Below are 22,703 nucleotides of genomic sequence, written 5' to 3'. Positions count from 1 at the left end.
GGGTCGTTCAGGGCTTCACCGCACCGAATGACTCATTGAGGTACTTGAGCGTCCTCAATGACTCATTCAGGTACTTCATACGTGCTGAATGACCCGTTCATGTGGTTGAACGGACTGAACGAGTCATTGAGGTGGTTGGACGTGCTGAACGAGTCATTCAGCACGCTCGGCGAGGTGGAGGGTCAGTCGGTGAAGAGGGCCACGCATTCGATGTGGTGGGTCATGGGGAAGGCGTCGAAGGAGCGGAGCGCGGCCAGGCGGTAGCCGTTGGCGGCGAAGTCGGCGACGTCGCGGGCCAGAGCGGCGGGGTCGCAGGCGATGTGCACGACGCGGCGGGGTGAGCGGTCGCAGACGGCGTCGACGACAGCACGGCCTGCGCCCTTGCGGGGCGGGTCGAGCACGACGGCGTCGGGCCACTGACCGTCCATTTCGGACGATCCGAGGACCTTCTCCACCAAGCCCGGCACGAAACGCACCTGCGGCAGGTCGGCGAGGCTGCGGCGGCCGGAGTCGACGGCGCGCGCGGAGGACTCGACGACGGTGACGGAGCCGGACGGGCCGACCTGCTCCGCGAGAGCGGCGGCGAAGAGGCCGACACCGCCGTAGAGGTCCCACGCGGTGGCGCCGGGCGCGGCGTCGGCGAACTCGGCGACGACCGAGACGAGCTTGTCGGCGGCGGCGGGGTGAACCTGCCAGAAGCCGCTGGCGTCGACGCGCCAATCACGACCGCCCGCGTGCTCGGTCGCGGTGCCGCTGCCGACGGCGAAGCGCGGGCGCTGGTTGCGCACCCACTCGGTGACGTGGAGGTCGCCGTCGCCGTCACGGGTCACCTGCACCTCGGAGCCCGGCTTCCACCGCTGCTCCAACACATCCGGAAGAACACCGGGCGAAGCGATCGGGCAGTCGTCGATCGGGATCACGCGGTGACTCCGCTGCCCGCGCAGACCCGCCCGGCCGTCGCGGTCGACGGCGAGCCGCACGCGCGTGCGCCAGCCGAGCGGATCGTCGGACAGCGCCTCGACCTCGACGTCCCAGTCCAAGCCCGCCAAGCGCTTCAGCTGCTCCTGCACCACCGAAGCCTTCAGAGCGCGCTGCGCGGCTGGCGTGGCGTGCTGGAAGTCGCAGCCGCCGCAACCGCCGGGAACCGCCACGGGGCAAGGAGGTTCGACGCGGTCATCGGAAGGCCGAACCACCTCCACGGCGTCGGCGCGGCAGAAGGAGCCGCCCTTGTCCTCGGTGACCTGGGCGACGACCACCTCGCCCGGCAGCGCGTGGCGCACGAAGAGCACGCGGTTGTCGTGCCGGGCGACGCAGTGGCCACCGTGGGCGACCGCACCGACCTCGAGCTCGATCCGGCGGCCGGTCCAGTCAGTTTTTGTTGTCACGCTGAGGATTCCTCGTTGATCGTTGTTCGCCGAGCCCGCGGCGCACCGCGCCGGGGGCGACGACGGCGCGGTCCCTGACCCGCTGCGAGGACACCAGCTGCCACGGCACGCTGGTCACCATCACCCCGGGTTGGAACAGCAGCCTTCCCTTGAGCCGCAAGGCGCTCTGGTTGTGCAGGACCTGCTCCCACCACCGTCCGACCACGTACTCCGGGATGAAGACGGTGACCACGTCGCGGGGGTTGTCGCTGCGAATGCGCTTCACGTAGTCCAGCACCGGCTTGGTGATCTCGCGGTAGGGCGACTCGATCACCTTCAACGGCACCTTGATGTGCTCCTTCTCCCACTGGGTGACGAGCTTGCGGGTGTCGAGGTCGTCGACGTTCACCGTGACCGCCTCCAGCACGTCCGGCCGCGTCGCGCGGGCGTAGGCCAGCGCGCGCATGGTCGGCAGGTGCAGCTTGGAGATCAGCACCACCGCGTGGTTGCGGGAGGGCAGCATCGCCTTGCCGACCGCGATCTCCGCGGCGGCCAACTCCTCGGCCACGTGGTCGTAATGCCTGCGGATGCCGGTCATCAGCACGAAGACCGCGGCCATGGCGACGATCGCGATCCACGCGCCCAGGGTGAACTTGGTGATCAGCACGACCACGAGCACGATGCCGGTGATCGTCATGCCGAAGGCGCTGATCAGCCGGGAGCGCACGAGCTTCTTGCGCGCGGCCTCGTCGGTCTCCGAGGCGAGCAGCCGGTTCCAGTGCCGCACCATGCCCGCCTGGCTCATCGTGAACGACACGAACACGCCGACGGTGTAGAGCGGGATCAGCCTGGAGACCTCGGCCTCGTAGAGGATCACCAGCAGGACCGCGAACCCGGCGAGGAACACGATGCCGTTGGAGAAGGCCAGGCGGTCGCCCCTGGTGTGCAGCTGGCGCGGCAGGTAGCGGTCCTGGGCCAGGATCGAGCCGAGCACCGGGAAGCCGTTGAACGCCGTGTTCGCCGCGAGCACCAGGATCAGGGCCGTGACGCCGGCGATGAAGAACGCGCCGATCGGGAACTCGTTGAAGACGGCGTTGGCGATCTGCACCACCATCGTCTTCTGCTGGTAGCCCTCGGGCGCGCCGACGAGCTGCTCGGCCGGGTGCTCGGCCATCTTCACGCCGGTCAGCTGGGCCAGCACCACCAGGCCCATCAGCATGGTGACGGCGATGCCGCCCATCATCAGCAGCGTGGTCGCCGCGTTGCGGGACTTCGGCTTGCGGAAGGCGGGGACGCCGTTGCTGATCGCCTCGACACCGGTCAGCGCCGCGCAGCCCTGGGTGAAGGAGCGCAGGATCAGCATCCCGAAGGCCAGGCCCATCAGGTGGTCGTTCTCCGCGCGCAGCTCCAGGTTGGCGCTCTCGGCGACCATCTCCTCGCCGAAGACGAAGCCGCGCAGCATGCCGAAGAGGATCATGAAGATCATCCCGAGCATGAACGCGTAGGTCGGGATGGCGAACGCGCTGCCCGACTCGCGGACCCCGCGCAGGTTCACCGCGGTCAGCAGGACGATCGCGCCGACCGCGAAGGCCACCTTGTGCTGGGCGACGTAGGGGATCAGGGAGCCCAGGTTCGCCATCGCCGAGGAGATCGACACCGCCACGGTGAGGATGTAGTCGACCAGCAGCGCGCTGCCGACCGTGAGCCCTCCGTAGCGGCCGAGGTTGACCATCGCCACCTCGTAGTCACCACCGCCGGAGGGGTAGGCGTGCACGTTCTGGCGGTAGCTGAACACCACGGTGAGCATCACCACAGCGACGGCGATGCCGATCCACGGCGCGAAGACGTAGCCGGACAGGCCGGCGACCGAGAGGACGATGAAGATCTCCTCGGGCGCGTATGCCACGGAGGACAAGGCGTCGGAGGCGAAGACCGGCAACGCGATCCGCTTCGGCAGAAGCGTGTGCGCGAGCCGGTCGCTGCGGAACGGGCGCCCCAGCAGGAGGCGCTTCGCCGCGGTAGCGAACTTGGACACGCGACGAAGGGTATTCGTTCCGCTCACCAAGATGGAGCAGCCGTGGGTAGGTTGACTCCCGTCCCGGGTGATTCGCCCGGAAAAGACGAGTGACACGACGGAGGAAGCTACGTTGCGACAGGCGCGTCGGCAGGAGGGCACATCGTGCACGTGGTGATCATGGGCTGCGGGCGGGTCGGCTCGTCGCTGGCCAAGGGCCTGGAACGGCTCGACCACTCCGTCGCCGTCATCGACAAGAACGCGCAGGCGTTCCGCCGCCTCGGCAGCGACTTCCACGGCCAGCAGGTGACCGGGATCGGCTACCACCGGCAGGTGCTGGTGGAGGCGGGCATCGAGCGGGCGGGCGCGTTCGCCGCGGTGTCCAACGGGGACAACTCCAACATCATCTCCGCGCGGGTGGCCAAGGAGACCTTCGGCGTCGAGCACGTCACCGCCCGGATCTACGACCCCAAGCGGGCCGCGGTCTACGAGCGGCTGGGCATCCCCACGGTGGCCACGGTGCCGTGGACCACCGACCGGTTCATGCGGATGCTGCTGCCCGAGGGCACGGCTTCGGCCTGGCGAGAACCGTCGGGCACCGTCGCGGTGCTCCAGCTGCCCGTGCACGAGGACTGGGTCGGCCGCCCGGTCAGCGAGCTGGAGGAGGCGACCGGCGCGCGCGTGGCGTTCATCATGCGCTTCGGCACCGGTCTGCTGCCCGGGCCGGACTCCGTGGTTCAGGCCGATGACGCGATCTACGTGGCGGCGCTGTCCGGAACGGTGACCGAGGTCGCCAAGGCCGCCGCCGAGTCGCCGGAGGAGGGGCACTGATGCGCGTCGCCATCGCAGGAGCGGGCGCGGTGGGCCGGTCCATCGCCCACGAGCTCCTGGAGAGCAACCACCAGGTCATGCTGATTGAGCGGGACCGGGAGCACTTCGAGCCGCAGAGCGTCGAGCAGGCGGAGTGGGTGCACGCCGACGCCTGCGAGCTGGCTTCCTTGGAGGAGGCCGGGATCGAGCTGTGCGACGTGGTGATCGCCGCGACCGGGGACGACAAGGTCAACCTGGTGGTGTCGCTGCTGGCCAAGACCGAGTTCGCCGTGCGGCGCGTGGTCGCCAGGGTCAACGACCCGCGCAACGAGTGGCTGTTCACCGAGGCGTGGGGCGTCGACGTGGCGGTGTCCACGCCGAGGATGCTCGCCGCCATGGTCGAGGAGGCCGTCACGGTCGGCGACCTGGTGCGGCTGATGACGCTGCGGCAGGGTCAGGCGAACCTCGTCGAGGTCACGCTGCCCGAGGAGACCCCGCTTGCCGGGCGCACGATCGAGAGCCTCGACCTGCCCCGCAACGCCGCGCTGGTCACCGTGCTGCGCGGCGGCCGGGTGATCGTGCCCCAAGGCGACGATCCCCTTGAGGCGGGCGACGAGCTCCTCTTCGTGGCCACCGACGACGTCGAGTCCGACATCCGCTCCGCCCTCGGCTTCTGACCCAGCGCCCCGTTTGCCCGTTTCGTACTCCCAGCGGGAGTTGAGAACGCTCTCTTTCCCGCTAGGAGTACGAAACGGGTGCTCTGCCGCGGCTGTTACCCGTGTTACGCGGTGGCGGGGGTGGTGCTGGTGGAGGCGTTCTTCTCCAGCTTGCCGACGCGGCGCACGGCCCAGACGGTGACCAGGCCGACGAGGATCGTCAGCGGCCAGCCCATGGACAGCCTGGCCACGGTCAGCCAGCCGGTCTGGTTCGCGTCGTAGAGGTAGTTCTGCACCACGAAGCGGGCGCCGAAGACGAGAATCCAGGCCAGCGTGGCGACGTCGTAGGCCAGCCGCGCCGCCTTGTCCTCGCGCCAGGCGAAGCCGGTGTCGTTGAGCGTGGACCAGATCACGCCGACCAGCGGCCAGCGCACCAGCACCGACACCAGGAACACCCCGGCGTAGACCAGGCTCGCCCAGATGCCGAACAGGAAGAAGCCCTTGGCCTCGCCTGTCTGGTTGGCGATGAACACGCAGATGCCGACGCCGAGGAAGCCGGAGACGGCGGGCTGCAGGGCCTCCTTGCGCACCAGCCGCCACACGGCGATCAGCGCGGCGACGCCGAGCGCGCCCCAGATCGCGGGCTGCAACCCGGCGAGGGAGTTGATGGTGACGAAGGCGACGACCGGGATCGTCGAGGAGATCAGGCCGACCAGACCGCCCATCTGGTCCAGCAGGGTCGGGTCCGCACGCTTCGGGGCAGGCTCGACCGGGTCGGTGGTGGGCTCGGTGGCCTTGGGTTCTTCAGTCATGAGTTGTCTGCAGTTCGTAGTAAGGGTTGTAAAGGACCTTGCGCCCGTCCCGCACCGCGAGCCGGCCTCGTGCCTTTATCGTCCGCCCGGGCTCGATGCCCGGGATACGCCTGCGCCCGAGCCACACGAGCAGCACGCCGTCGGTGCCGTCGTAGAGCTCGGCCTCCAGCGTCGCCACCGCGTCCTTCGGACACAGCTCGACGCTGCGCAACCTGCCTACCACGGTGACCTCTTCACCGGAACGGCAGTCACACGCACGCCGGGCGCCCTGAGCCTCCGCTTTCCGCGAGAGGTCATCGGCGTCCAACTCAGCGACATCGCTGGTCAGACGGCGGATGAGGCGGCGGAGATAGCCACCACCGTTGCCACCCATGCTGGTTGCTCCCGTGCGTAGGGACCCGTGGTGACGGGTCGTCAGATCCAGAGTAGCCATCCGCCGGTGCCGCCCGACCCCGACGAAGGCAGGATCATCTGTCATGGCGCTCACGAGGTCCGCACCGGGTCCTCGCGCGGTGCTGCTGCCGGGGGCGGGCTCGGACGACGAGTTCGTCCGCGCGGTCTTCGAGCAGCCGCTGCGCTCGCTCGGCATCCCGCTCATCACACCAGGTCCAGGGATGCCCGGAGACCTCGTCTCGGCCCTGGCCGAAGCGGCTGAGGCGGGTCCGGTGCTCGCAGGAGGCATCTCGCTCGGCGCGCACCTGGCGGCGGCGTGGGCGGCGGAGAACCCGGACAGGTGCGCCGGCCTGCTCCTCGCGATGCCCGCGTGGACCGGCCGTTCGGAGGAGCGGCCAGCGGCCGTCGCGGCACGCTTCGGCGCGGCGTCCGTGCGCGAAGTGGGTCTGCCGGAAGCACTGGACCGAGCGTGCGCGGGCGTCGACCCGTGGCTGGCCGACGAACTGCGGCGCTCTTGGAGCCGTCACGGCGACGCGCTGCCCGACGCTCTCGACGCCGCGGCCGCGACACCGGCCCCAACGCTCGCGGACCTCTCGACGATCACCGTGCCCACGGGCGTCGCGGCGTGCTCCGACGATCCGCTGCACCCGCTGTCAGTGGCCGAGGCGTGGCACCAAGCCCTACCGACCTCAGCGCTGACCGCGATCCCCCTCCGCGCGCTCGGCGCGGACCGGGAATCGCTGGGCCGAGCGGCGGTGCTCGCCCATCTCCGAGCGAGCAGCCGCCACTAGCCAAGCCGAACTACTGCTGGGACTGGAGGTGCTGGGCGATGGCGTCGGGCAGCTCCACGGGCAGCGGCGTGCGCACGGGCATCGGTGACTGGCCGCGCACGACCACGGTCAGCCGCAGGATCTCGCGCAGCATGTCGGCGGCGTCCTCGGCGGCCTCGCGCGGGCCCGCGGTCACGCCGCGCAGCATCCACCGAGGACCGTTCACGCCGATGAAGCGCAGCGCGACGTCGTCGTTGGCGATCTCCGCGGAGACCTCGTCGCCCCAGACACCGCGCTCCTTGATGACCCGGTGGCCCTCGCCGCGCAGCTGGTCGGCCAGCTCCTTGGCGATCTCCCGCCACATGTCGCCGGTGCGCGGCGCCGCGTAGGCGCTCACGGTCACCCGGCCGACCGGCGTCACCACGTGCACCGCGCGCAGCTCACCGTCGTCCTGACCGACCTCGACCTGCAACTGCGAGCCGTCGGGGACCGGGACCCGCACCGAACCGAGGTCCAGTCGCGAGATCTCGTCCTCGGGCGCGTCGGCCTCGTCGAACGGACCGAGCGGCCCGTCCTCGTCCGCCTCGATCGCAGTGCTCTCCGCGTCGACGCGGGCCTGCTCTTCCGCCTGCTTCCGCTCGCGGCGGCGCCTTCCGAACATGATCTCCTCAGCCCTCCGTAGCCGTGTTAGCCGATTGAAGCACCGCGTGGCCTCCGGTGGAGCCGTATCCGCCTGCGCCGCGCTCGGAGTCTGGCAGGGACTCCACTTCGCGGAACACCGCGTGTTCGACACGTTGAACCACGAGCTGGGCGATCCGGTCGCCGCGGCGCAGCACGATCGGCTCGCGCACGTCGTGGTTGACCAGGCAGACCCGGATCTCGCCGCGGTAGCCGGCGTCGATGGTGCCCGGCGTGTTCACCACGCTGAGCCCGGCGCGGGCGGCGAGGCCGGAGCGCGGGTGCACGAACCCGGCGTAGCCGCTGGGCAGGGCCACCGCGATCCCGGTGCCGACGACACCGCGTTCTCCGGGGGCGAGCACGAGGTCTTCGGTGGTGACGAGATCGACTCCGGCGTCGTCCGGCCGCGCGTAGCTCGGCAGCGGGACGTCGGGATCGGTCCGGGTCAGGAGCACCTCAAGGCTGGACACGACCGGCGAGACTACCCTGGGGCCGTGAGCACCCGTGGGACCGAGACCGGCAGCGCGAACGAAGCCGGGAAGAAGACGGCAGAGCCCCTGTTCGCCGAGCGCCTCTCGGTGCCGTGGTGGGGCTGGCCGCTGCCGCTGGCCGCGGCGGTGATCCTGGCCGCGGAGATCCACATGGGTCACCAGGGCGTCCGCTCGTGGCTGCCGTACCTGATCACCGTGCCGCTGGTGGTCTGGGTGCTGTTCTGGCTCGGCAGGGTGCGGGTGAGCGTGCGCGACGGCGAGCTGTGGGTGGGCGATGCCCACCTGCCGCTGGAGTTCGTCGGTGAGGTCACGACGTTGACGGCGGCGGAGAAGCGGCCCGCGCTGGGGCGCGACCTCGACCCGGCCGCCTTCGTCGTGCACCGCGGCTGGATCGGTCCCGTCGTGCTGATGGAACTGACCGACGAGAACGATCCGACCCCGTACTGGTTGTTCAGCGCTCGCGACGCGGAGCGCCTCGCCGCCGTGCTGCGCGAGCACGGCGGCCGTGGGACTGGCTGAAGCGCCGTTAAGCGCAGTCCCGGCAGATCAGCTGGCCGCCGCGTTCCTCGGACAGCCTGCTCCGGTGGTGCACGAGGAAGCAGCTCGCGCAGGTGAACTCGTCAGCCTGCTTGGGCACCACCTTCATGGTGAGCTCCTCGCCGGAGAGTCCGGAGAGGTCGGCACCGGGCAGCTCGAAGTTCTCGTCCGGGGCGTCGGTGTCGACATCGACCACCCCGGATTGAGTCTCGTTGCGCCGCGCCTTCAACTCCTCCAACGAGTCCTCGGCGAGGTCGTCAGTCTCACCACGGCGCGGAGCGTCGTAGTCGGTCGCCATTAGTCATTCACCCCTGCGGTCAACTGAGACTGTGTGTTCGTGCCGCTGGACAACGTCCCAGCGCACCAATTTGTGCCCGCCGTTTACGTGACGGCGGTCTCGTGAATCCGGTGTAGGAGGAACACCCGCGCGATTGCGGTCCGCGCGCGGTGTGCCAACGATGCCCCCGGAGCGCGCAGAGGGTAGCTCACCGACGCGGAGAACGCGCGATGGCTCACCCGGTTGTCACAACGGTGTGTCGTTGCGCACTCCGCCGTCGAAAACCGGTCCGCGGAACGTCTTGGCGGTGGAGGGGTTCACCGCGACACGCACGGGAACCGATGTGACCAGTGTCGGTGAAACGGCCTAGGCTGGATGGTGAGAGCAGTGTCCACACCGACAGAGAACGTCCGTGGGGACCTACGTGGGGGAGGACGAGAGGTCTTGGCTGCCGCGAGTGTGAGGCAGATCATCGGTCCGGCGGGCTATCGCAAGCGCAAGCCCGTCCCCGCGTTGATCCTGTTGGTGATCCTTGGCGTGCTCGCGGTGTCGGTGTGGGCGAAGGTCTTCAACACCAGCGCCGATGTCGAGGCTGCGGTGCGCTGCCCCGCCCCCGGCCCGGCGAAGCCCGGCGCCACCTCGGCCCCGGCCAAACCCGGCCAGGCGCTGCCGCTGGACGCGCTGGACCGCACCGATCCGATCGCCCCCAACGACATGAAGGTCACCGTCCTCAACGGCAGCGGCAAGCGCGGGATGGCCAGCCAGGTCGCCGAGCGGCTGGCCGAGCTGGGCTTCAACAAGGGCGCCGAGCCCTCCGACGACCCCGTGTACGTCAACCAGGACCTGGACTGCCGGGGGCAGATCCGGTTCGGGCCCAACGGCGCCTCGGCCGCGCGCACGATGAGCTTCCTGCTGCCGTGCGCCCAGTTCGTCCGGGACGAGCGCCAGGACGGCGGCATCGACGTGGCGCTGGGCAAGAAGTTCACCGGCGTCGACCCGAGCAGCGAGGCGAAGCAGATCTTCGAGCAGCTCAAGATCTGGTCCGACCAGCAGCCGGAGAGCGGCGGCCAGCAGGCCGCGCCCGCCCCGCCGTCACTGGACTCCAACCTGGTGAAGTCCGCGCGCACGGCTTACTGCTAGGCACGAACGACGTCCGAAAAGGCCCCCGCTCACCGCGGGGGCCTTTTTCGTCGGCGCTCGTTGTCCAGCTCAGCGGAAAGGTCAGATCTTCGCCGCGCCCGCCGCGCGCAGGGCGTCGGCGAGCTCCGCCGCGATGCCGGGGGCCGCCGCGAGGGTGATGTCGCCGCCGAGCCCGTCCTCGGTGCCGTCGGGGAAGCGGACCAGGGCACCCGCCTCCTCGGCGATCAGCGACCCGCCCGCCCAGTCCCAGTGGCCGAGTCCGTGCTCGTAGTAGGCGTCCAGCCAGCCCGCCGCGACCGCGCACAGGTCCAGCGCGGCCGATCCGGTGCGCCGCAGGTCCCTGGTGTGCCTGGCGAGCACCGCCGACACGTCGGCCTGGCGGGCCCTGCGCTCGGCCGCGTAGGCGTAGCCGGTGCCGACCAGCGACAGGTCCAGCCGGTTGGTCGCCGAGGCGCGCAGCGGCTGCCCGTCCAGGGTCGCCCCGCCGCCCCTGACCGCGCTCCACACGCGACCGCTGGCCGGTTCGACGACCGCGGCGGCCACCGACACCCCGTCGAGCTGGACCGCGACGGACACGGCGTACCAGGGCAGTCCGTAGAGGTAGTTCACGGTGCCGTCGATGGGGTCGACGACCCACAGCAGCCGCCCGGCGCCGGGGTCGGCCCCGCCCTCCTCGCCGAGGATCGCCTCCCCAGGCCGCAGCGTGGCCAGGCGCTCGCGGATGAGCTGCTCGGAGGCCTTGTCGGCGGCGGTGACCACGTCGGTCTCGGTGCTCTTGGTGTCCACGGCGCCGAGGAAGCGGTCCTGGCCGCCGCGCATGCGCTGGACCAGTTCGGCGGCCTCCGTGCCGACGGCGACGGCGGTGCTCCTGAGGAGTTCGAAGTCGGGGTTCACGACCTCCATCCGACCACAGGAGACCGAAGCAGTGCCCGGTTCGACCTGGGCATCCTCTATGGTCTGGCCACCACCCATCTGAATCGAACAGGAAGGGACCACGGGATGAGCGCGACGCGCGGGTTCGGGGTCGACATCGGCGGCTCCGGCATCAAGGGCTGTGTCGTGGATTTCGAAGCCGGTGCGCTCGACGGCGAGCGACTGCGGGTCCCGACCCCTCAGCCGTCCACCCCGGACGCGGTCGCTGACGTGGTCGCGGAGATCGTCGGCAAGTTCTCCTGGGACGGCCCGGTCGGCGTCACGCTGCCCTGCGTGATGAAGCGCGGGGTCGCGCTGTCGGCCGCCAACGTGGACAAGTCGTGGATCGGCACCGACGCCGCGGCCCTGTTCGCCGAGCGCCTCGGCAGGCCGAAGGAGGACGTCGTGGTCCTCAACGACGCCGACGCGGCCGGGCTCGCCGAGATGCGCTTCGGCGCGGGCGCGGGCAAGGACGGCGTCGTGGTGCTGCTGACCTTCGGCACCGGCATCGGCAGCGCGGTGTTCCTGGACGGCAAGCTGGTCCCCAACACCGAGTTCGGCCACCTCGAGGTCGACGGGCACGACGCGGAGAAGCGCGCCGCGGCCTCGGTCAAGGAGGACAAGGACCTCTCCTGGGAGCAGTGGGCCGCGCGGGTGAACCGCTACCTCCAGGTGCTGGAGGGCCTCGTCTGGCCCGACCTGATCATCGCGGGCGGCGGCGTGAGCAAGAAGGCGCACAAGTGGCTGCCGCTGCTGGAGGTCCGCACCCCGATCGTGCCCGCCACCCTGAAGAACGACGCGGGCATCGTCGGCGCGGCCGCGGCCGCCGCCTCGGGACTGCGCCCCTGACGGGTCCCCGGGGGTCGTGACCGGGTTGTGTCGCCGACGAATTGCGGCCGGTGACAGCCTGTTCTGCCTGCACCGATGCGATCGAGCGCGGTCAAGGGTGGATCGGGGCGCAACCCCGGTCCGGCTTCGTCGTTACAATGGAACAGTGCCCACGGGCGAGACCCGTCAGGCACGACCCCCCGAACGCCGGCGACCGAGCTTCGCGCCCTTGGTCTGCCGTTGAGCCATCTCCGCGAAAGGGCGTACGTGGCAGCCGCAGAAATCGCAACCCGACGCTCCAGCTCCGCCGCCGCTGGTGGCGCCAACTCGACCAGGAAGGCCACCGTGACTGCCGAGGGCGAGGAGGGGGCCGCCACGGCGACCGCGGCTGGTAAGACCGCGACGAAGCCGTCGACGGCCGCCTCGGGCAAGGGCACCGCCAAGAAGACCGCGGCCAAGGGCACCAAGGCCGCCGGTCCCAAGAAGGCCACCGCCGCCAAGGGCGCCAAGAAGGGCGCGACCAAGGGCGACGGCGACGAGCCGGACATGGAAGGCAGCCCGGACGACGCCGACCTCACCGACGTCGAGGTCGACCTCACCGAGGACCTGGCGGCGGACGAGCCCGCCGAGGAAGCGCCGCCCGCCAAGGGCAGCGAGGACTTCGTCTGGGACGAGGAGGAGTCGGAGGCGCTGCGGCAGGCCCGCAAGGACGCCGAGCTGACCGCCTCCGCCGACTCGGTCCGCGCCTACCTCAAGCAGATCGGCAAGGTCGCCCTCCTCAACGCCGAGGAGGAGGTCGAGCTCGCCAAGCGCATCGAGGCCGGGCTGTACGCGGCCGAGCGGCTGCGCAAGGCCGAGGACGAGAACGAGAAGCTGGCCCCGCAGCTGCGCAGGGACCTGCGCTGGATCGTGCGCGACGGCGAGCGGGCCAAGAACCACCTGCTGGAGGCCAACCTCCGCCTGGTGGTCTCCCTCGCCAAGCGCTACACCGGCCGCGGCATGGCGTTCCTGGACCTGATCCAGGAGGGCAACCTCGGTCTGATCCGCGCGGTGGAGAAGTTCGACTACACCAAGGGCTACAAGTTCTCCACCTACGCGACGTGGTGGATCCGCCAGGCGATCACCCGCGCCATGGCCGACCAGGCCCGCACCATCCGCATCCCGGTGCACATGGTCGAGGTCATCAACAAGCTCGGCCGCATCCAGCGCGAGCTGCTCCAGGACCTGGGCCGCGAGCCCACGCCGGAGGAGCTGGCCAAGGAAATGGACATCACGCCCGAGAAGGTCCTGGAGATCCAGCAGTACGCCCGCGAGCCGATCTCGCTGGACCAGACCATCGGCGACGAGGGCGACTCGCAGCTCGGTGACTTCATCGAGGACTCCGAGGCGGTCGTCGCGGTCGACGCGGTGTCCTTCACGCTGCTGCAGGACCAGCTCCAGTCGGTCCTGGCCACGCTGTCCGAGCGCGAGGCGGGCGTGGTGCGGCTGCGCTTCGGCCTCACCGACGGCCAGCCGCGCACCCTCGACGAGATCGGCCAGGTCTACGGCGTGACGCGCGAGCGCATCCGGCAGATCGAGTCCAAGACCATGTCGAAGCTGCGCCACCCGTCCCGGTCGCAGGTGCTGCGCGACTACCTCGACTAGGTCTCGCTCGGCCCCGCTTCGACGAAGGCCCGCCCCGGAGTTCCCGGGGCGGGCCTTCTCGTTGTGCGCGTGGGGGTTCGGGCTTCAGGCCCGCACGCTCCACCGCCCGGTGGAGCGGATCTGCAACAGCACGGGCCCGCGCAGCTCCACCGCGCCCGCGAAGGCGCCGACCCGGTTCACCGCCAGGTCCACCCGGCCGGTGGCCAGCTCCACCGCGTGCACCACGAAGTTGCCGTCGCCGGAGTGCGTCACCTCGGCCGCGCGCGCCGGGCGAGTCAGGAACACCACGTCGTCCCCGGCTCCCGCCGCGCGGTCGGCGCGCACCCCCGCGAGGTCCGTCCCGCCGACGGTCAGCGTCCACCGCCCGGTCGCGGTCACGGTCAGCGCCGTCGTCCGATCCCCGGCTCGCAGGTCGAACCACCGCTTGCCCTGGTACGGGCCGATCTCGTTGAGCAGCAAGCCTTCCTGGCCGTTCGAGCGCAGCACGACGTTGCCGGTGCACTGTGGACAGTCGAGGTGCACGACGCCGACCCCGGAGGCCTTGGCGATGCCGACCTCGGCCGTGCCGTCGCCGTGGAAGACCGCGGGGGCGCCCGGCCCGACCTCCAGGTGCGGCGGTTCGCCCCCGCGCACGGAGGAGCTGAGCAGGACGAGCGCGAGGGCGGCGAATCCGATCACCAGGGGCTTGCGCACGGCGGCCTCCCTCGCTCGGGTCAACCCACCGATGGTGCGCCACCCCAGGCGAATCCGCGCGCCGGAGTTACCACCGGGTGACCGAACCGCTCCCGCACGTCCGTCCACAACGGACAGAACGCGTCGGGTGTCCTCCGGCGGGCCTAGTCCTTGAACGATCCGTCTGCGCGGCGGCGGTGGTTGGCCAGGATGTGCCCACAATGTGGACAGTGCCTGCGCAGTCCGTGCTTGAGCACGTACAGCACCCCGAGCGTGACGACGTAGCAGAACACCGCGAAACACCACTTCACCAGACGCACCAGGGCGGCGTCGGTGCACGTGCGACAGTCCCGGCAGGCCACGGGCGGCTCCCTTCCTCACCTCGACCGTGCCAGCGGCGGGCTCGCGTGAGATCGGGGTTCAACCCTGGTCCTGCTCGGGCTACAACCCGGGAAACCACTGTGGACAGCGGGGCCGCGGCGTGGCAAAGATGGTGTGGCGAACGCGGGAACGGGGAGGTGGTGCGCCGTGTCGATCACGATTCGGCCACGCGCCGACGCTGACCGTGAGCGCCACCGGGACCCGAGGCGGGCATCCGGCGTCAAGTGGATCAACGAAAAGACGCGGTTCGGCCACGGGCCGTGTTGGGCTCTGCGACATCTGGGTAAATCAGGCGTGACAGGCGTCGCCGGCGGTACGGGAACACCGGAGACGTGCCGAACGTCTGTAAGAGTGGAGCTAGCGAGCACCGCGATCCCGCGAGGATCTCGGTGGTCGCAGCTGGATCAACGGGTACCGGAATCCCTCCGGTACCGGGACGAGGGGAGATCGCAATGCCTGGAACACTCACCCGCCCCGAGCTGACCGCTGCCGACCGCTGCGACCGCTGCGGGGCTGCTGCCCAAGTCCGCGCTGTTCTCGCCTCCGGCGGTGAACTGCTGTTCTGCGGGCACCACGCCCGCGAGCACGAGACGAAGCTGCGCGAGCTCGCCGCGCAGATCGTCCAAGGCTGACTCGGCTGACCGAGGAACTGCACACCTGACAGCCCACTACATCGGGCGGGAATCCGGACTCCGGATTCCCGCCCGTCGGCTTTCCGGGGACGGTTCAGCTCAGGGCGAACACGGGCGCCGCGACGGCCGGGACACGCCCGGGGCGACAGCGTTCAGCTGACGGCGAACACGCGCTCGAAGGCGAGTTCGGCGGCGCCGACGAGTGCGGCGTCCCCGGCCAGCGCCGAGGTCGCCAGCCGCACCGATCCGGCGGCCCGGCCGACCAGGCTCCTGCGCCGCACCTCGGTGGTGACGGAGGAGACCACGGCGGGCGGCAGCACGGCCAGCAACCCGCCCAGCACGACCAGCTCGGGCGCCAGCAGGTTCAGCACGTTGGTCAGCCCCAGGGTCAGCCACTCCGCGAACCCGGAGAGCCGGTGCAGCGCCAGCTCCCCGTCCGCGGCCAGCGAGCGCAGCTCCGCGACGATCACCGGGCGGGGCGTGCCCGCGGCCAGGTTGAGCGCCCGGCACAGCGCGTCCTCGCCGATCTCGGTCTCCAGACAGCCGCGGCAGCCGCAGTAGCACTGCCGCCCGGTCGGGTTGACCACCATGTGGCCCAGCTCGCCGACGTAGCCGCCGCTGCCGCGCAGCGAGACCCCGCCGAGGATCACCCCGCCGCCGACGCCCACGTCGGCGGAGAGGAAGACGACGTCCTGGGAGGTGCGGGCCACTCCCCTGGTGTGCTCGGCCAGCGCGCCGAGGTCAGCGTCGTTGCCCACGTCCACCGGCAGGCTCAGCGCCTCGCCCAACATCGCGCCGAAGGGCACTCCGGTCCAGTGCAGGTTCGGGGCCTCGTGCACGAGCCCGTCGGAGCGGCGCACCACGCCGGGCACCGACACCCCGGCCCTGGTCGGCTCGCAGCCCAGCTCGTCGACCAGGTCCACGCGGGCGCGGGCGATCTCCTCGACCGCCTCCTCCGGGCTGCCCTGGCCCCGGCGCAGCGTCCAGCCGCGCACGCCCAGCAGCCGACCGCCGACCCCGGCGAGCGCGACGGAGACCTGCTCGACGCCGACGTCCACGGCGAGCACCGGGACCGCCTCGGCCTGCGGCAGCACCAGCAGCGAGGGACGCCCGGCGCCGTGGCGGTGGGTGGGGACCTCCTCGGAGACCACGCCCACCGCGCTCAGCTCGTCCACCAGCGCCTTGATGGTGCTGCGGTTGAGGCCCAGCTCGGCGGCCAGCTCGGCGCGCGTGGCCGGACCGTCCAAGTGCAGCCTGCGCAGCAGGGCCGCGCGGTTGTGCCTGCGGACCTCGTCCGGCCTCGTTCCCGCTGTCGGTGTGACGGCCCCGCCCTCCTTCGTGTCGCTCGCCGGGTGGGACCGTCCGCGCGTCAGCGCACGCCGGCGGCTGCCGAGCGGCGGCGGGACAGCGCGTCCACGCTCGCGGCGAGCAGCAGCACCAGACCGGTGACGATCGAGACCACCGCGGCGGGCTCACCGAGCAGGCGCAGGCCGTTCTCGATCGTCGCGATCACCGCGCCGCCGACGATCGCGTCCCGCACCCGGCCCTTGCCGCCGAACAGCGAGGTGCCGCCGATGACCGCCGCTCCGACCGCGAACAGCAGCGTGTTGCCGCCGCCCGCCTGGGGGTCCACCGATCCGACCTTAGAGGACAGGATGATCGCGCCGATCGCCGCCACAGTCGAACAGATCACGAACACGCTCATCCGGACCTTGGTGACGTCGATGCCCGCGCGCCGCGCCGCCTCGGCGTTGCCGCCCACCGCGTACACGTGCCTGCCGTAGCGGGTGCGGTCGAGCACGAAGGAGCCCAGCACCAGCAGTCCGAGCACGATCGGCACCACGTAGGGCATGCCCTGGATCACCACGGCCTCGTTCGGGCTGCGGTTGAGGTTCAGCGCGTAGGTGGCCGCGGCGGCCAGCACGACGATCACGCCGACCTTGATCCCTACCAGCACCGTGGGCTGGACGACGAGACCGCGCTTGAGCCTGCCGAAGTGCCTGCTCAGCACCACCGCCGCGTAGCCGCCCGCCGCGAGCAGGAAGAGCACCCAGCTGCCCAGCGGGGAGAGGTTGCCGTTGGCGACGTTGAACAGGACCTCGTCGTTGACCGCGAGCGTGCCGCCCTCGCCGATGTAGAGCAGCACCACGCCCTGCCAGGCCAGGAAGAGCGCGAGGGTGACGACGAAGGAGGGGATGCCGACCTTGGCGACCAGGAAGCCGGTCAGGCAGCCGATCGCGGTGCCGATGCACAGCGCCAGCAGCATCTCCAGCCACGGGTTCGCGGGCAGGCCGATGAGCATGATCACCAGGGCCAGCACCGGCGGGATCGCGGCGACGTGGAGCTTGGTCAGCACCGCCATCACCGCGCTGAGCGCCATCGCGACCAGGGTCAGGTAGAAGACCCACGAGCCCATGCCGCCGAGCAGGTTGCCGTCGACCTTGAGGTGCAGCGCCCACACCGCCGCCGTGACACCCGAGGCGGTGCCCGCGGACAGGTCGATCTCGCCGAGCAGCAGCACGTAGACCAGGCCCATGCCGATCACCGTGATGCCCGCGCCCTGGGTGAGCAGGTTCGCGATGTTGCCCAGCGTCAGGAACTGCGGCGAGAGCACGGTGAACACGGTGAACAGCACGACGAGGCCGCCCAGCGCGGGCAGCGCGCCGAGCTGGCCGCCGGAGAGCCTGGCGAAGTAGTCGCCCACCGCCTGGCGGACCCCGCGCTGGGCGGTGTCGATGCCGAAGTCGGCGACTGCTGTCGTTCCCTGAGTCGAACCCGGCGTGGCGCTCTTGGGCTCGGCGGGGGTCTCGGTCATCACGAAGTCCTTGCTGGGCGAGGTCGGCGGTGACGGCGGGGTCGGCGGAACCCGGTGGGTCAGACGGTGGCGGTCTCGGGGGCGGCGATGCCGAGGTCGCCGGAGCGGCCCGCGGTGATCAGCTCGACGACCTGGGCGCGCGAGGTCTGCGAGGTGGGGACCTCGGCGGCCATCCGGCCCAGGTACAGCGCGGCCACGGTGTCGGCGACCTCGAAGACGTCGTTCATGTTGTGGCTGATCAGCACCACGCCGAGGCCGTTGTCGGCGAGCCGGCGGACCAGGTCCAGCACCTGCCGGGTCTGCGCGACGCCGAGCGCGGCGGTGGGCTCGTCGAGCAGCACCACGCGGCTGTCCCACAGCACGGCCTTGGCGATGGCCACGGTCTGCCGCTGGCCGCCGGAGAGCGAGGCGACCGAGGTGCGCACCGACTTCACCGTGCGCACGGACAGGTCGGCGAGCACCTTGCGGGCCGCCTCCTCCATCCCGGCGTCGTCCAGGGTGATGCCGTTCAACCGCTCCCGGCCGAGGAACATGTTGTCGACGATGTCGAGGTTGTCGCACAGCGCGAGGTCCTGGTAGACGACCTCGATGCCCAGCGCCGCGGCGTCGCGGGGGCTGCCGACGCTGACCGGCGCACCGTCGAAGATCAGCTCGCCGGAGTCGATCGGGTGGATGCCCGCGATGCACTTGACCAGCGTGGACTTGCCGGCGCCGTTGTCGCCGACGAGCGCGGTGACCTCGCCGGGGCGGACGGTGAAGTCCACGTCGTGCAGCACGTGCACCGGGCCGAAGCTCTTGTTCACCCCGCGCAGCTCCAGGATGGGCTGGCTCACGGGTCCTCCAGGGTGTCGAGGGGTGGGGAGATGCCGGTGGTGGGGCGGGCGATGAGGGCTTCCGCCCCACCACGGCCGTCTACCCGGGGTTCTGGCCTACTTGGTGATCCCGGCCTGCTTGCACTTCTCGGCGAGGTCGCCCTTGCAGACGTCGGCGACCTTCACGAAGCCGGAGTCGGTGGCCTTCTTGACGTTGTCCTTGTTGATCAGCTCCGGCGTGAGCAGCACGGACTTCACGTCGCGGTTGCCCTTGGGGTCGCGCTCGGTGGAGGTGGCCAGCTTGTCCGCGGCCGCCTTGTCGCCCTTGGCCAGCGCGATCGCCAGCTGCGCGGCGGCGTTGGCCTCCTGGTCGATCGGCTTGAGCACGGTCATGCACTGCTCACCGCGCAGGATCGCGGCGAGGCCGTCCTCGGTGGCGTCCTGGCCGGTGACCGGGACCTGGCCGGCGAGCCCGGCCTTCTTCAGCGCGGTGATCACCGCGCCGGCGAGGCCGTCGTTGGCGGCGAGCACGCCGTCCACCTTGCCGCCGTTGGCGGTCAGCAGCTGCTGGAAGGTGGTGTTGCCGAGCTGGTTGTCCCACTTGGCGATGGCCTGGTCACCGGAGAGCTTGAACTCGCCCGCGTCGTACTTGGGCTTGAGCACGCTCAACGCGCCGTTCTTGAACAGCGTGGCGTTGTTGTCCTCGGGGCCGCCGTTGATCTGGATGATCTGCGGGTTCGCCTTGCCCTTGAGGCACTCCACCAGGCCCTGGCCCTGGAGCTGGCCGACCTTGGTGTTGTTGAAGGAGACGTAGTAGTCGGCGCTGCCACCCAGGCTCAGCCGGTCGTAGTCGATCACCGGGATGGCCGCGTTCTTGGCCTTGCGCTCGATCGCGGCGCCGCTCTCGTCGCTCAGGTTGGTGATCATCAGGACCTTCACGCCCTGGCTGATCATCGAGTCGGCGATGGTGCTGAACTTGCCGGTGTCGCCCTCGGCGTTCTGGATGATCGGCTCGATGCCCGCCGCCTTGAGCGCCTTGTCCAGCAGCGGCCGGTCGAAGCTCTCCCAGCGGGCCGAGGACTTGGTGTCGGGCAGGATCACGCCGACCTTGACCCCGGTCCCGCCCGGCGCGGCGGTGCCGCTGCCCGCCTGGTTGCCGGTGCCCGGGTTCGCGCTGTTGTTGCCGCACGCCGACAGCAGGAGGGCAAGGCCCGAACCCGCTGCGAGCAGGGCAAGGGTGTTGCTGCGCATCCGCCCATCCCTTCCGTTGCGCACCGCTTGGAGTCGCGGCGGCGGAAATGTTGTGGGCGACAACGTATCCCCCGTTCGTGTCAGACCGGAAGGATTGTGAATCGATTCAGAGTGACCGGCGCAACACGCTTTCGCTACGAGGAGGTCACCGGGACGTCACGAAAAACGGCGGAACGCGAAGAATTTTGATCTTCAGAGAACCGCAGGTGAGAGCCGGTGAGAGCGCTCACCTGCGGCGTTGCCCTTCGGCGGGCCCCGAAGAACTACTCGGCGGTAAGGCCGAGATGATCAAGGTGCGCTCGCGCGCCGTTGCCGGTGGCGAACATGAGCATCGGGGACGGCTCGCACTTCTCCCCGTGCAGCTGGCAGGTCCAGTCCTGGACGGAGCTCACCTCGCGGCCGTCGACGAGCAGCCGGAGCTGAGCGCCCTTGCCCTCGACCCGGTAGGAGTGCGCGCGGTCGGTGGTGTTCATCGGCAGGTTGATCACGCGATCAACGGTCTTGAGGCAGACCAGGTCCTTGTTGAAGCCGAGCATCGTCGGCGCGGCGGTGTCGGTGGCCACCAGGCCCACCTGACCGCTGTGCCCCATCAGGTCCTTGTCGCACGCGGGCGCGTCCGGCGTCGCGGGATCGACGCGGAGCTTGGCGTGCACCGCCCAGCCGCGCTCGTTGCTGACGGCCAGCCAGGGCGAGCCGGCGGCGATCGTGAGCTGTGTGCGCTCGTCGAAGCTGATCACGCCGTCCTTGACGACGGGCTCGGCCGGGTTCTCGTGCCGCAGCTCCCAGCCGGAGTACGGCGGGGCGGCGGAGAAGTCCAGGTCGGCGGAAGCGGGGGCGGCGTGGGCGGCCGGAGCGGCCGCGGTGAGCGCTACGGCCAGCACCACACCCAGGCGAGTGATGTTCATGCCGCTCGACGGTGGCCCTGATCAACGCTGCGCTCAAGGTCAGATCAGAAGCTTGCCATTTGGACGCACCGCCTAGCCCGAAAGGTCTACCCAGAGATCACCAAGAGCGAAGGGTGGCGATGCGCTCTTCCAGGTGCTCCATCGAGGCCATCGGGGTGGGCGGGCCGCCGCACTTCTTGCGCAGCTCGGCATGGATCATGCCGTGCGGTTTGCGGGTGCGGTGGTGGTGCAGCGCGACCAGGGTGTTGAGCTCCTTGCGCAGCGCGGTGATCCGCTCCTGCACCGACAGCGACGGGCGCGGGGCGGGCGGAGCGGCCTCCTGCTGGGCGGCCTTGGCCTTGCGCTTGAGCGCCGCGTTGGCCAACTGCTGCTGCTGGCGCTGCCGGAGCAGGTCGCGCACCTGGTCGGGGGCGAGCAGTCCGGGCAGGCCCAGGTACTCCTGCTCCTCGTCGGTCCCGGCCATGGCCGCGGTGCCGAAGGAGGAGCCGTCGTAGATCACCTGGTCCAGCTCGGCGGAGGCGCCGAGGGAGGTGAAGGCCTTCTCCTCCTCGCCGGGCTCGTCCTGCTGCTGGTTGGCCTGGGCGAGCAGTTCGTCCTCCCAGCCCTCCTTCTCCCGGTGCGGCTTGCCGAGCACGTGGTCGCGCTCGGCCTCCAGCTGGCTGGCCAGCTCCAGCAGCACGGGCACGCTGGGCAGGAAGACGTTGGCCGTCTCACCGGGGCGGCGGGCGCGCACGAAGCGGCCGATGGCCTGGGCGAAGAACAGCGGGGTGGAGGCGCTGGTGGCGTAGACGCCCACGGCCAGGCGCGGCACGTCGACACCCTCTGAGACCATCCGGACCGCGACCATCCACTCGGAGTCGCTGTCGGCGAACTCCTTGATCCGCCCGGAGGCCTTGGGTTCGTCGGAGAGCACGACGGTCGGCGGCTTGCCGGTGATCATCTCCAGGATGCGGGCGTAGGCCTTGGCCTTCTCGTGGTCGGTCGCGATGACCAGGCCGCCCGCGTCCGGCACCCCGCCGTTGCGCAGCTGGGTGAGCCGGGTGTGCGCGGCCTTGAGCACGGCGGGCATCCACTCGCCGGTGGGGTCCAGCGCGGTGCGCCAGGCCCGCGCGGTCTGCTCGGCGTCCAGCGGCTCACCGAGGCGGGCGCTGAACTCCTCACCGGCGTTGTTGCGCCAGCTCGCCTCGCCGGAGTAGGCCATGAAGATCACCGGACGGACCACGCCGTCGCGCAGCGCGTCGGAGTAGCCGTAGGAGTGGTCGGCGCGGCTGCGCTCGAACCCGGCGGCGTCCGGCTCGTAGGTGATGAACGGGATCGGGGTGTCGTCGCTGCGGAACGGGGTCCCGGTCAGCGCGAGCCTGCGCACGGCGGGGGTGCACGCCTCGCGCACCGCGTCGCCCCAGGACTTCGCGTCGCCCGCGTGGTGCACCTCGTCCAGGATGACCAGCGTCTTGCGGTTCTCCGTGCGCACGCGGTGCAGCGTCGGGTGGGCGGCGATCTGCGCGTAGGTGACCGCGACGCCGTGGTAGTCCCGCGAGGTGGTGCCCGCGCCGTTGCGGAAGTTGGAGTCGATGGCGATGCCGACGGCCGCCGCCGCCGAGGCCCACTGGTGCTTGAGGTGCTCGGTCGGGGTCACGATGGTGACCGCCTCGACCGTGCGGTCGGCGAGCAGTTCCGCCGCGACCCGCAGCCCGAAGGTCGTCTTGCCCGCGCCCGGCGTCGCCACCGCGAGGTAGTCCTGCGGGCGGGCCGTGAGGTACTTCGTCAGCGCGCGCCGCTGCCAGGCGCGCAGCGGCCTGAACTCCGCGGTGGAAAGACGTTCCGCGACGGCCGAGTCGGTTACGGTCACCTGCTGTCCGTTCCTTTCGCCGCGTCTTGACATGCCTTGTTGCACAAGCACAAAACATGC

At 70.6% G+C, this 22,703-nt stretch carries 23 protein-coding genes and 1 pseudogene; 8 read left to right on the top strand and 16 right to left on the bottom strand.

The window, feature by feature from the left end; translation table 11 throughout:
* Positions 1-182: 182 nt before the first annotated feature.
* Positions 183-1,385 (bottom strand): class I SAM-dependent RNA methyltransferase, encoded by a 1,203-nt coding sequence (locus CCN37_RS30290; RefSeq protein ID WP_086827391.1) that lies wholly within the window; start codon positions 1,383-1,385, stop codon positions 183-185.
* The gene (locus CCN37_RS30285) at positions 1,369-3,399 is read right to left on the bottom strand and encodes an APC family permease (protein WP_086827388.1); all 2,031 of its coding nucleotides are present in this window, start codon (positions 3,397-3,399) and stop codon (positions 1,369-1,371) included. The genes CCN37_RS30290 and CCN37_RS30285 overlap by 17 nt, the downstream gene beginning before the upstream one ends.
* Positions 3,400-3,510: 111 nt before the next feature.
* Here CCN37_RS30285 and CCN37_RS30280 point away from each other — a divergent pair.
* Both CCN37_RS30280 and CCN37_RS30275 read left to right on the top strand, forming a co-directional pair.
* Positions 3,511-4,209, top strand: a pseudogene (locus CCN37_RS30280) (TrkA family potassium uptake protein); the annotation flags it as partial.
* Positions 4,209-4,865 (top strand): TrkA family potassium uptake protein, encoded by a 657-nt coding sequence (locus tag CCN37_RS30275; RefSeq protein ID WP_086827384.1) that lies wholly within the window; start codon positions 4,209-4,211, stop codon positions 4,863-4,865. The pseudogene CCN37_RS30280 and the gene CCN37_RS30275, both read left to right, overlap by 1 nt.
* Positions 4,866-4,969: 104 nt before the next feature.
* On the opposite strand, the gene CCN37_RS30270 is transcribed toward CCN37_RS30275, so the two are convergent.
* Positions 4,970-5,656: a DUF3159 domain-containing protein gene (locus CCN37_RS30270; RefSeq protein WP_086827382.1), complete on the bottom strand. Its 687-nt coding sequence runs from the start codon at positions 5,654-5,656 to the stop codon at positions 4,970-4,972.
* Positions 5,649-6,029: an OB-fold nucleic acid binding domain-containing protein gene (locus tag CCN37_RS30265; protein WP_086827408.1), complete on the bottom strand. Its 381-nt coding sequence runs from the start codon at positions 6,027-6,029 to the stop codon at positions 5,649-5,651. Before CCN37_RS30265 ends, CCN37_RS30270 begins: the two co-directional genes overlap by 8 nt.
* A gap of 103 nt (positions 6,030-6,132) precedes the next feature.
* Here CCN37_RS30265 and CCN37_RS30260 point away from each other — a divergent pair, with 103 nt between their 5' ends.
* On the top strand, positions 6,133-6,840 hold the full coding sequence (locus CCN37_RS30260; protein ID WP_086827380.1) for a serine aminopeptidase domain-containing protein: 708 nt from the start codon (positions 6,133-6,135) through the stop codon (positions 6,838-6,840).
* Between the two features lie 10 nt (positions 6,841-6,850).
* Here the strand turns inward: CCN37_RS30260 and CCN37_RS30255 are convergent, their stop codons facing one another.
* Positions 6,851-7,480 (bottom strand): DUF3710 domain-containing protein, encoded by a 630-nt coding sequence (locus CCN37_RS30255; RefSeq protein ID WP_086827378.1) that lies wholly within the window; start codon positions 7,478-7,480, stop codon positions 6,851-6,853.
* A 7-nt stretch (positions 7,481-7,487) separates the two neighbouring features.
* Positions 7,488-7,967: a dUTP diphosphatase gene (dut, locus tag CCN37_RS30250; RefSeq protein ID WP_086827376.1), complete on the bottom strand. Its 480-nt coding sequence runs from the start codon at positions 7,965-7,967 to the stop codon at positions 7,488-7,490.
* 87 nt (positions 7,968-8,054) lie between these two features.
* On the opposite strand from dut, the gene CCN37_RS30245 reads away from it, so the two are divergent.
* Positions 8,055-8,507 carry a DUF3093 domain-containing protein gene (locus tag CCN37_RS30245; protein WP_086827406.1) on the top strand — a complete coding sequence of 151 codons (453 nt, stop codon included), beginning with the start codon at positions 8,055-8,057 and terminating at the stop codon, positions 8,505-8,507.
* Between the two features lie 7 nt (positions 8,508-8,514).
* Here CCN37_RS30245 and CCN37_RS30240 read toward each other — a convergent pair whose 3' ends face one another.
* A complete protein-coding gene (locus CCN37_RS30240) occupies positions 8,515-8,823 on the bottom strand; it encodes a DUF4193 domain-containing protein (RefSeq protein ID WP_086827374.1) in 309 nt (102 codons plus the stop codon).
* A 423-nt stretch (positions 8,824-9,246) separates the two neighbouring features.
* Between CCN37_RS30240 and cei the strand changes: the two genes are divergently transcribed.
* Positions 9,247-9,942, top strand: a complete 696-nt coding sequence (cei, locus tag CCN37_RS30235) for an envelope integrity protein Cei (protein ID WP_246843396.1) — start codon at positions 9,247-9,249, stop codon at positions 9,940-9,942.
* Between the two features lie 81 nt (positions 9,943-10,023).
* Here cei and CCN37_RS30230 read toward each other — a convergent pair whose 3' ends face one another.
* On the bottom strand, positions 10,024-10,845 hold the full coding sequence (locus CCN37_RS30230; RefSeq protein ID WP_086827370.1) for an inositol monophosphatase family protein: 822 nt from the start codon (positions 10,843-10,845) through the stop codon (positions 10,024-10,026).
* Between the two features lie 96 nt (positions 10,846-10,941).
* Here CCN37_RS30230 and ppgK point away from each other — a divergent pair, with 96 nt between their 5' ends.
* The gene (gene ppgK / locus CCN37_RS30225; protein WP_086827368.1) at positions 10,942-11,703 is read left to right on the top strand and encodes a polyphosphate--glucose phosphotransferase; all 762 of its coding nucleotides are present in this window, start codon (positions 10,942-10,944) and stop codon (positions 11,701-11,703) included.
* 261 nt (positions 11,704-11,964) lie between these two features.
* On the top strand, positions 11,965-13,326 hold the full coding sequence (locus tag CCN37_RS30220) for an RNA polymerase sigma factor (protein ID WP_371505159.1): 1,362 nt from the start codon (positions 11,965-11,967) through the stop codon (positions 13,324-13,326).
* Positions 13,327-13,410: 84 nt separating this feature from the next.
* On the opposite strand, the gene CCN37_RS30215 is transcribed toward CCN37_RS30220, so the two are convergent.
* Together CCN37_RS30215 and CCN37_RS30210 are read right to left on the bottom strand one after the other, a co-directional pair.
* Entirely contained in the window at positions 13,411-14,019 is a 609-nt protein-coding gene (locus tag CCN37_RS30215; protein WP_086827364.1) for a hypothetical protein, read from the bottom strand.
* Positions 14,020-14,162: 143 nt separating this feature from the next.
* On the bottom strand, positions 14,163-14,360 hold the full coding sequence (locus CCN37_RS30210; protein ID WP_086827362.1) for a hypothetical protein: 198 nt from the start codon (positions 14,358-14,360) through the stop codon (positions 14,163-14,165).
* Positions 14,361-14,831: 471 nt separating this feature from the next.
* Between CCN37_RS30210 and CCN37_RS30205 the strand changes: the two genes are divergently transcribed.
* Complete coding sequence (locus CCN37_RS30205) at positions 14,832-15,011, top strand: hypothetical protein (RefSeq protein WP_030430966.1); 180 nt, start codon at positions 14,832-14,834, stop codon at positions 15,009-15,011.
* Between the two features lie 152 nt (positions 15,012-15,163).
* Here the strand turns inward: CCN37_RS30205 and CCN37_RS30200 are convergent, their stop codons facing one another.
* The 6 genes from CCN37_RS30200 to CCN37_RS30175 form a co-directional block, all read right to left on the bottom strand.
* On the bottom strand, positions 15,164-16,384 hold the full coding sequence (locus tag CCN37_RS30200; protein WP_086827359.1) for an ROK family transcriptional regulator: 1,221 nt from the start codon (positions 16,382-16,384) through the stop codon (positions 15,164-15,166).
* Positions 16,381-17,826 (bottom strand): sugar ABC transporter permease, encoded by a 1,446-nt coding sequence (locus tag CCN37_RS30195; protein WP_086827356.1) that lies wholly within the window; start codon positions 17,824-17,826, stop codon positions 16,381-16,383. The genes CCN37_RS30200 and CCN37_RS30195 overlap by 4 nt, the downstream gene beginning before the upstream one ends.
* Before the next feature lie 59 nt (positions 17,827-17,885).
* On the bottom strand, positions 17,886-18,659 hold the full coding sequence (locus CCN37_RS30190; RefSeq protein WP_086827353.1) for an ATP-binding cassette domain-containing protein: 774 nt from the start codon (positions 18,657-18,659) through the stop codon (positions 17,886-17,888).
* Between the two features lie 96 nt (positions 18,660-18,755).
* Entirely contained in the window at positions 18,756-19,889 is a 1,134-nt protein-coding gene (locus CCN37_RS30185; protein WP_086827351.1) for a sugar ABC transporter substrate-binding protein, read from the bottom strand.
* A 263-nt stretch (positions 19,890-20,152) separates the two neighbouring features.
* Positions 20,153-20,794 carry a hypothetical protein gene (locus tag CCN37_RS30180; protein ID WP_086827349.1) on the bottom strand — a complete coding sequence of 214 codons (642 nt, stop codon included), beginning with the start codon at positions 20,792-20,794 and terminating at the stop codon, positions 20,153-20,155.
* 97 nt (positions 20,795-20,891) lie between these two features.
* Complete coding sequence (locus tag CCN37_RS30175) at positions 20,892-22,676, bottom strand: DEAD/DEAH box helicase (RefSeq protein ID WP_086827347.1); 1,785 nt, start codon at positions 22,674-22,676, stop codon at positions 20,892-20,894.
* Positions 22,677-22,703: the final 27 nt, after the last annotated feature.

This window comes from Allokutzneria sp. NRRL B-24872 (assembly GCF_002155965.1).
Classification (GTDB): Bacteria; Actinomycetota; Actinomycetes; order Mycobacteriales; family Pseudonocardiaceae; genus Allokutzneria.
Note: the sequence above shows the minus strand (reverse complement) of the source record. Positions and strands in the feature narration are given on the sequence as shown.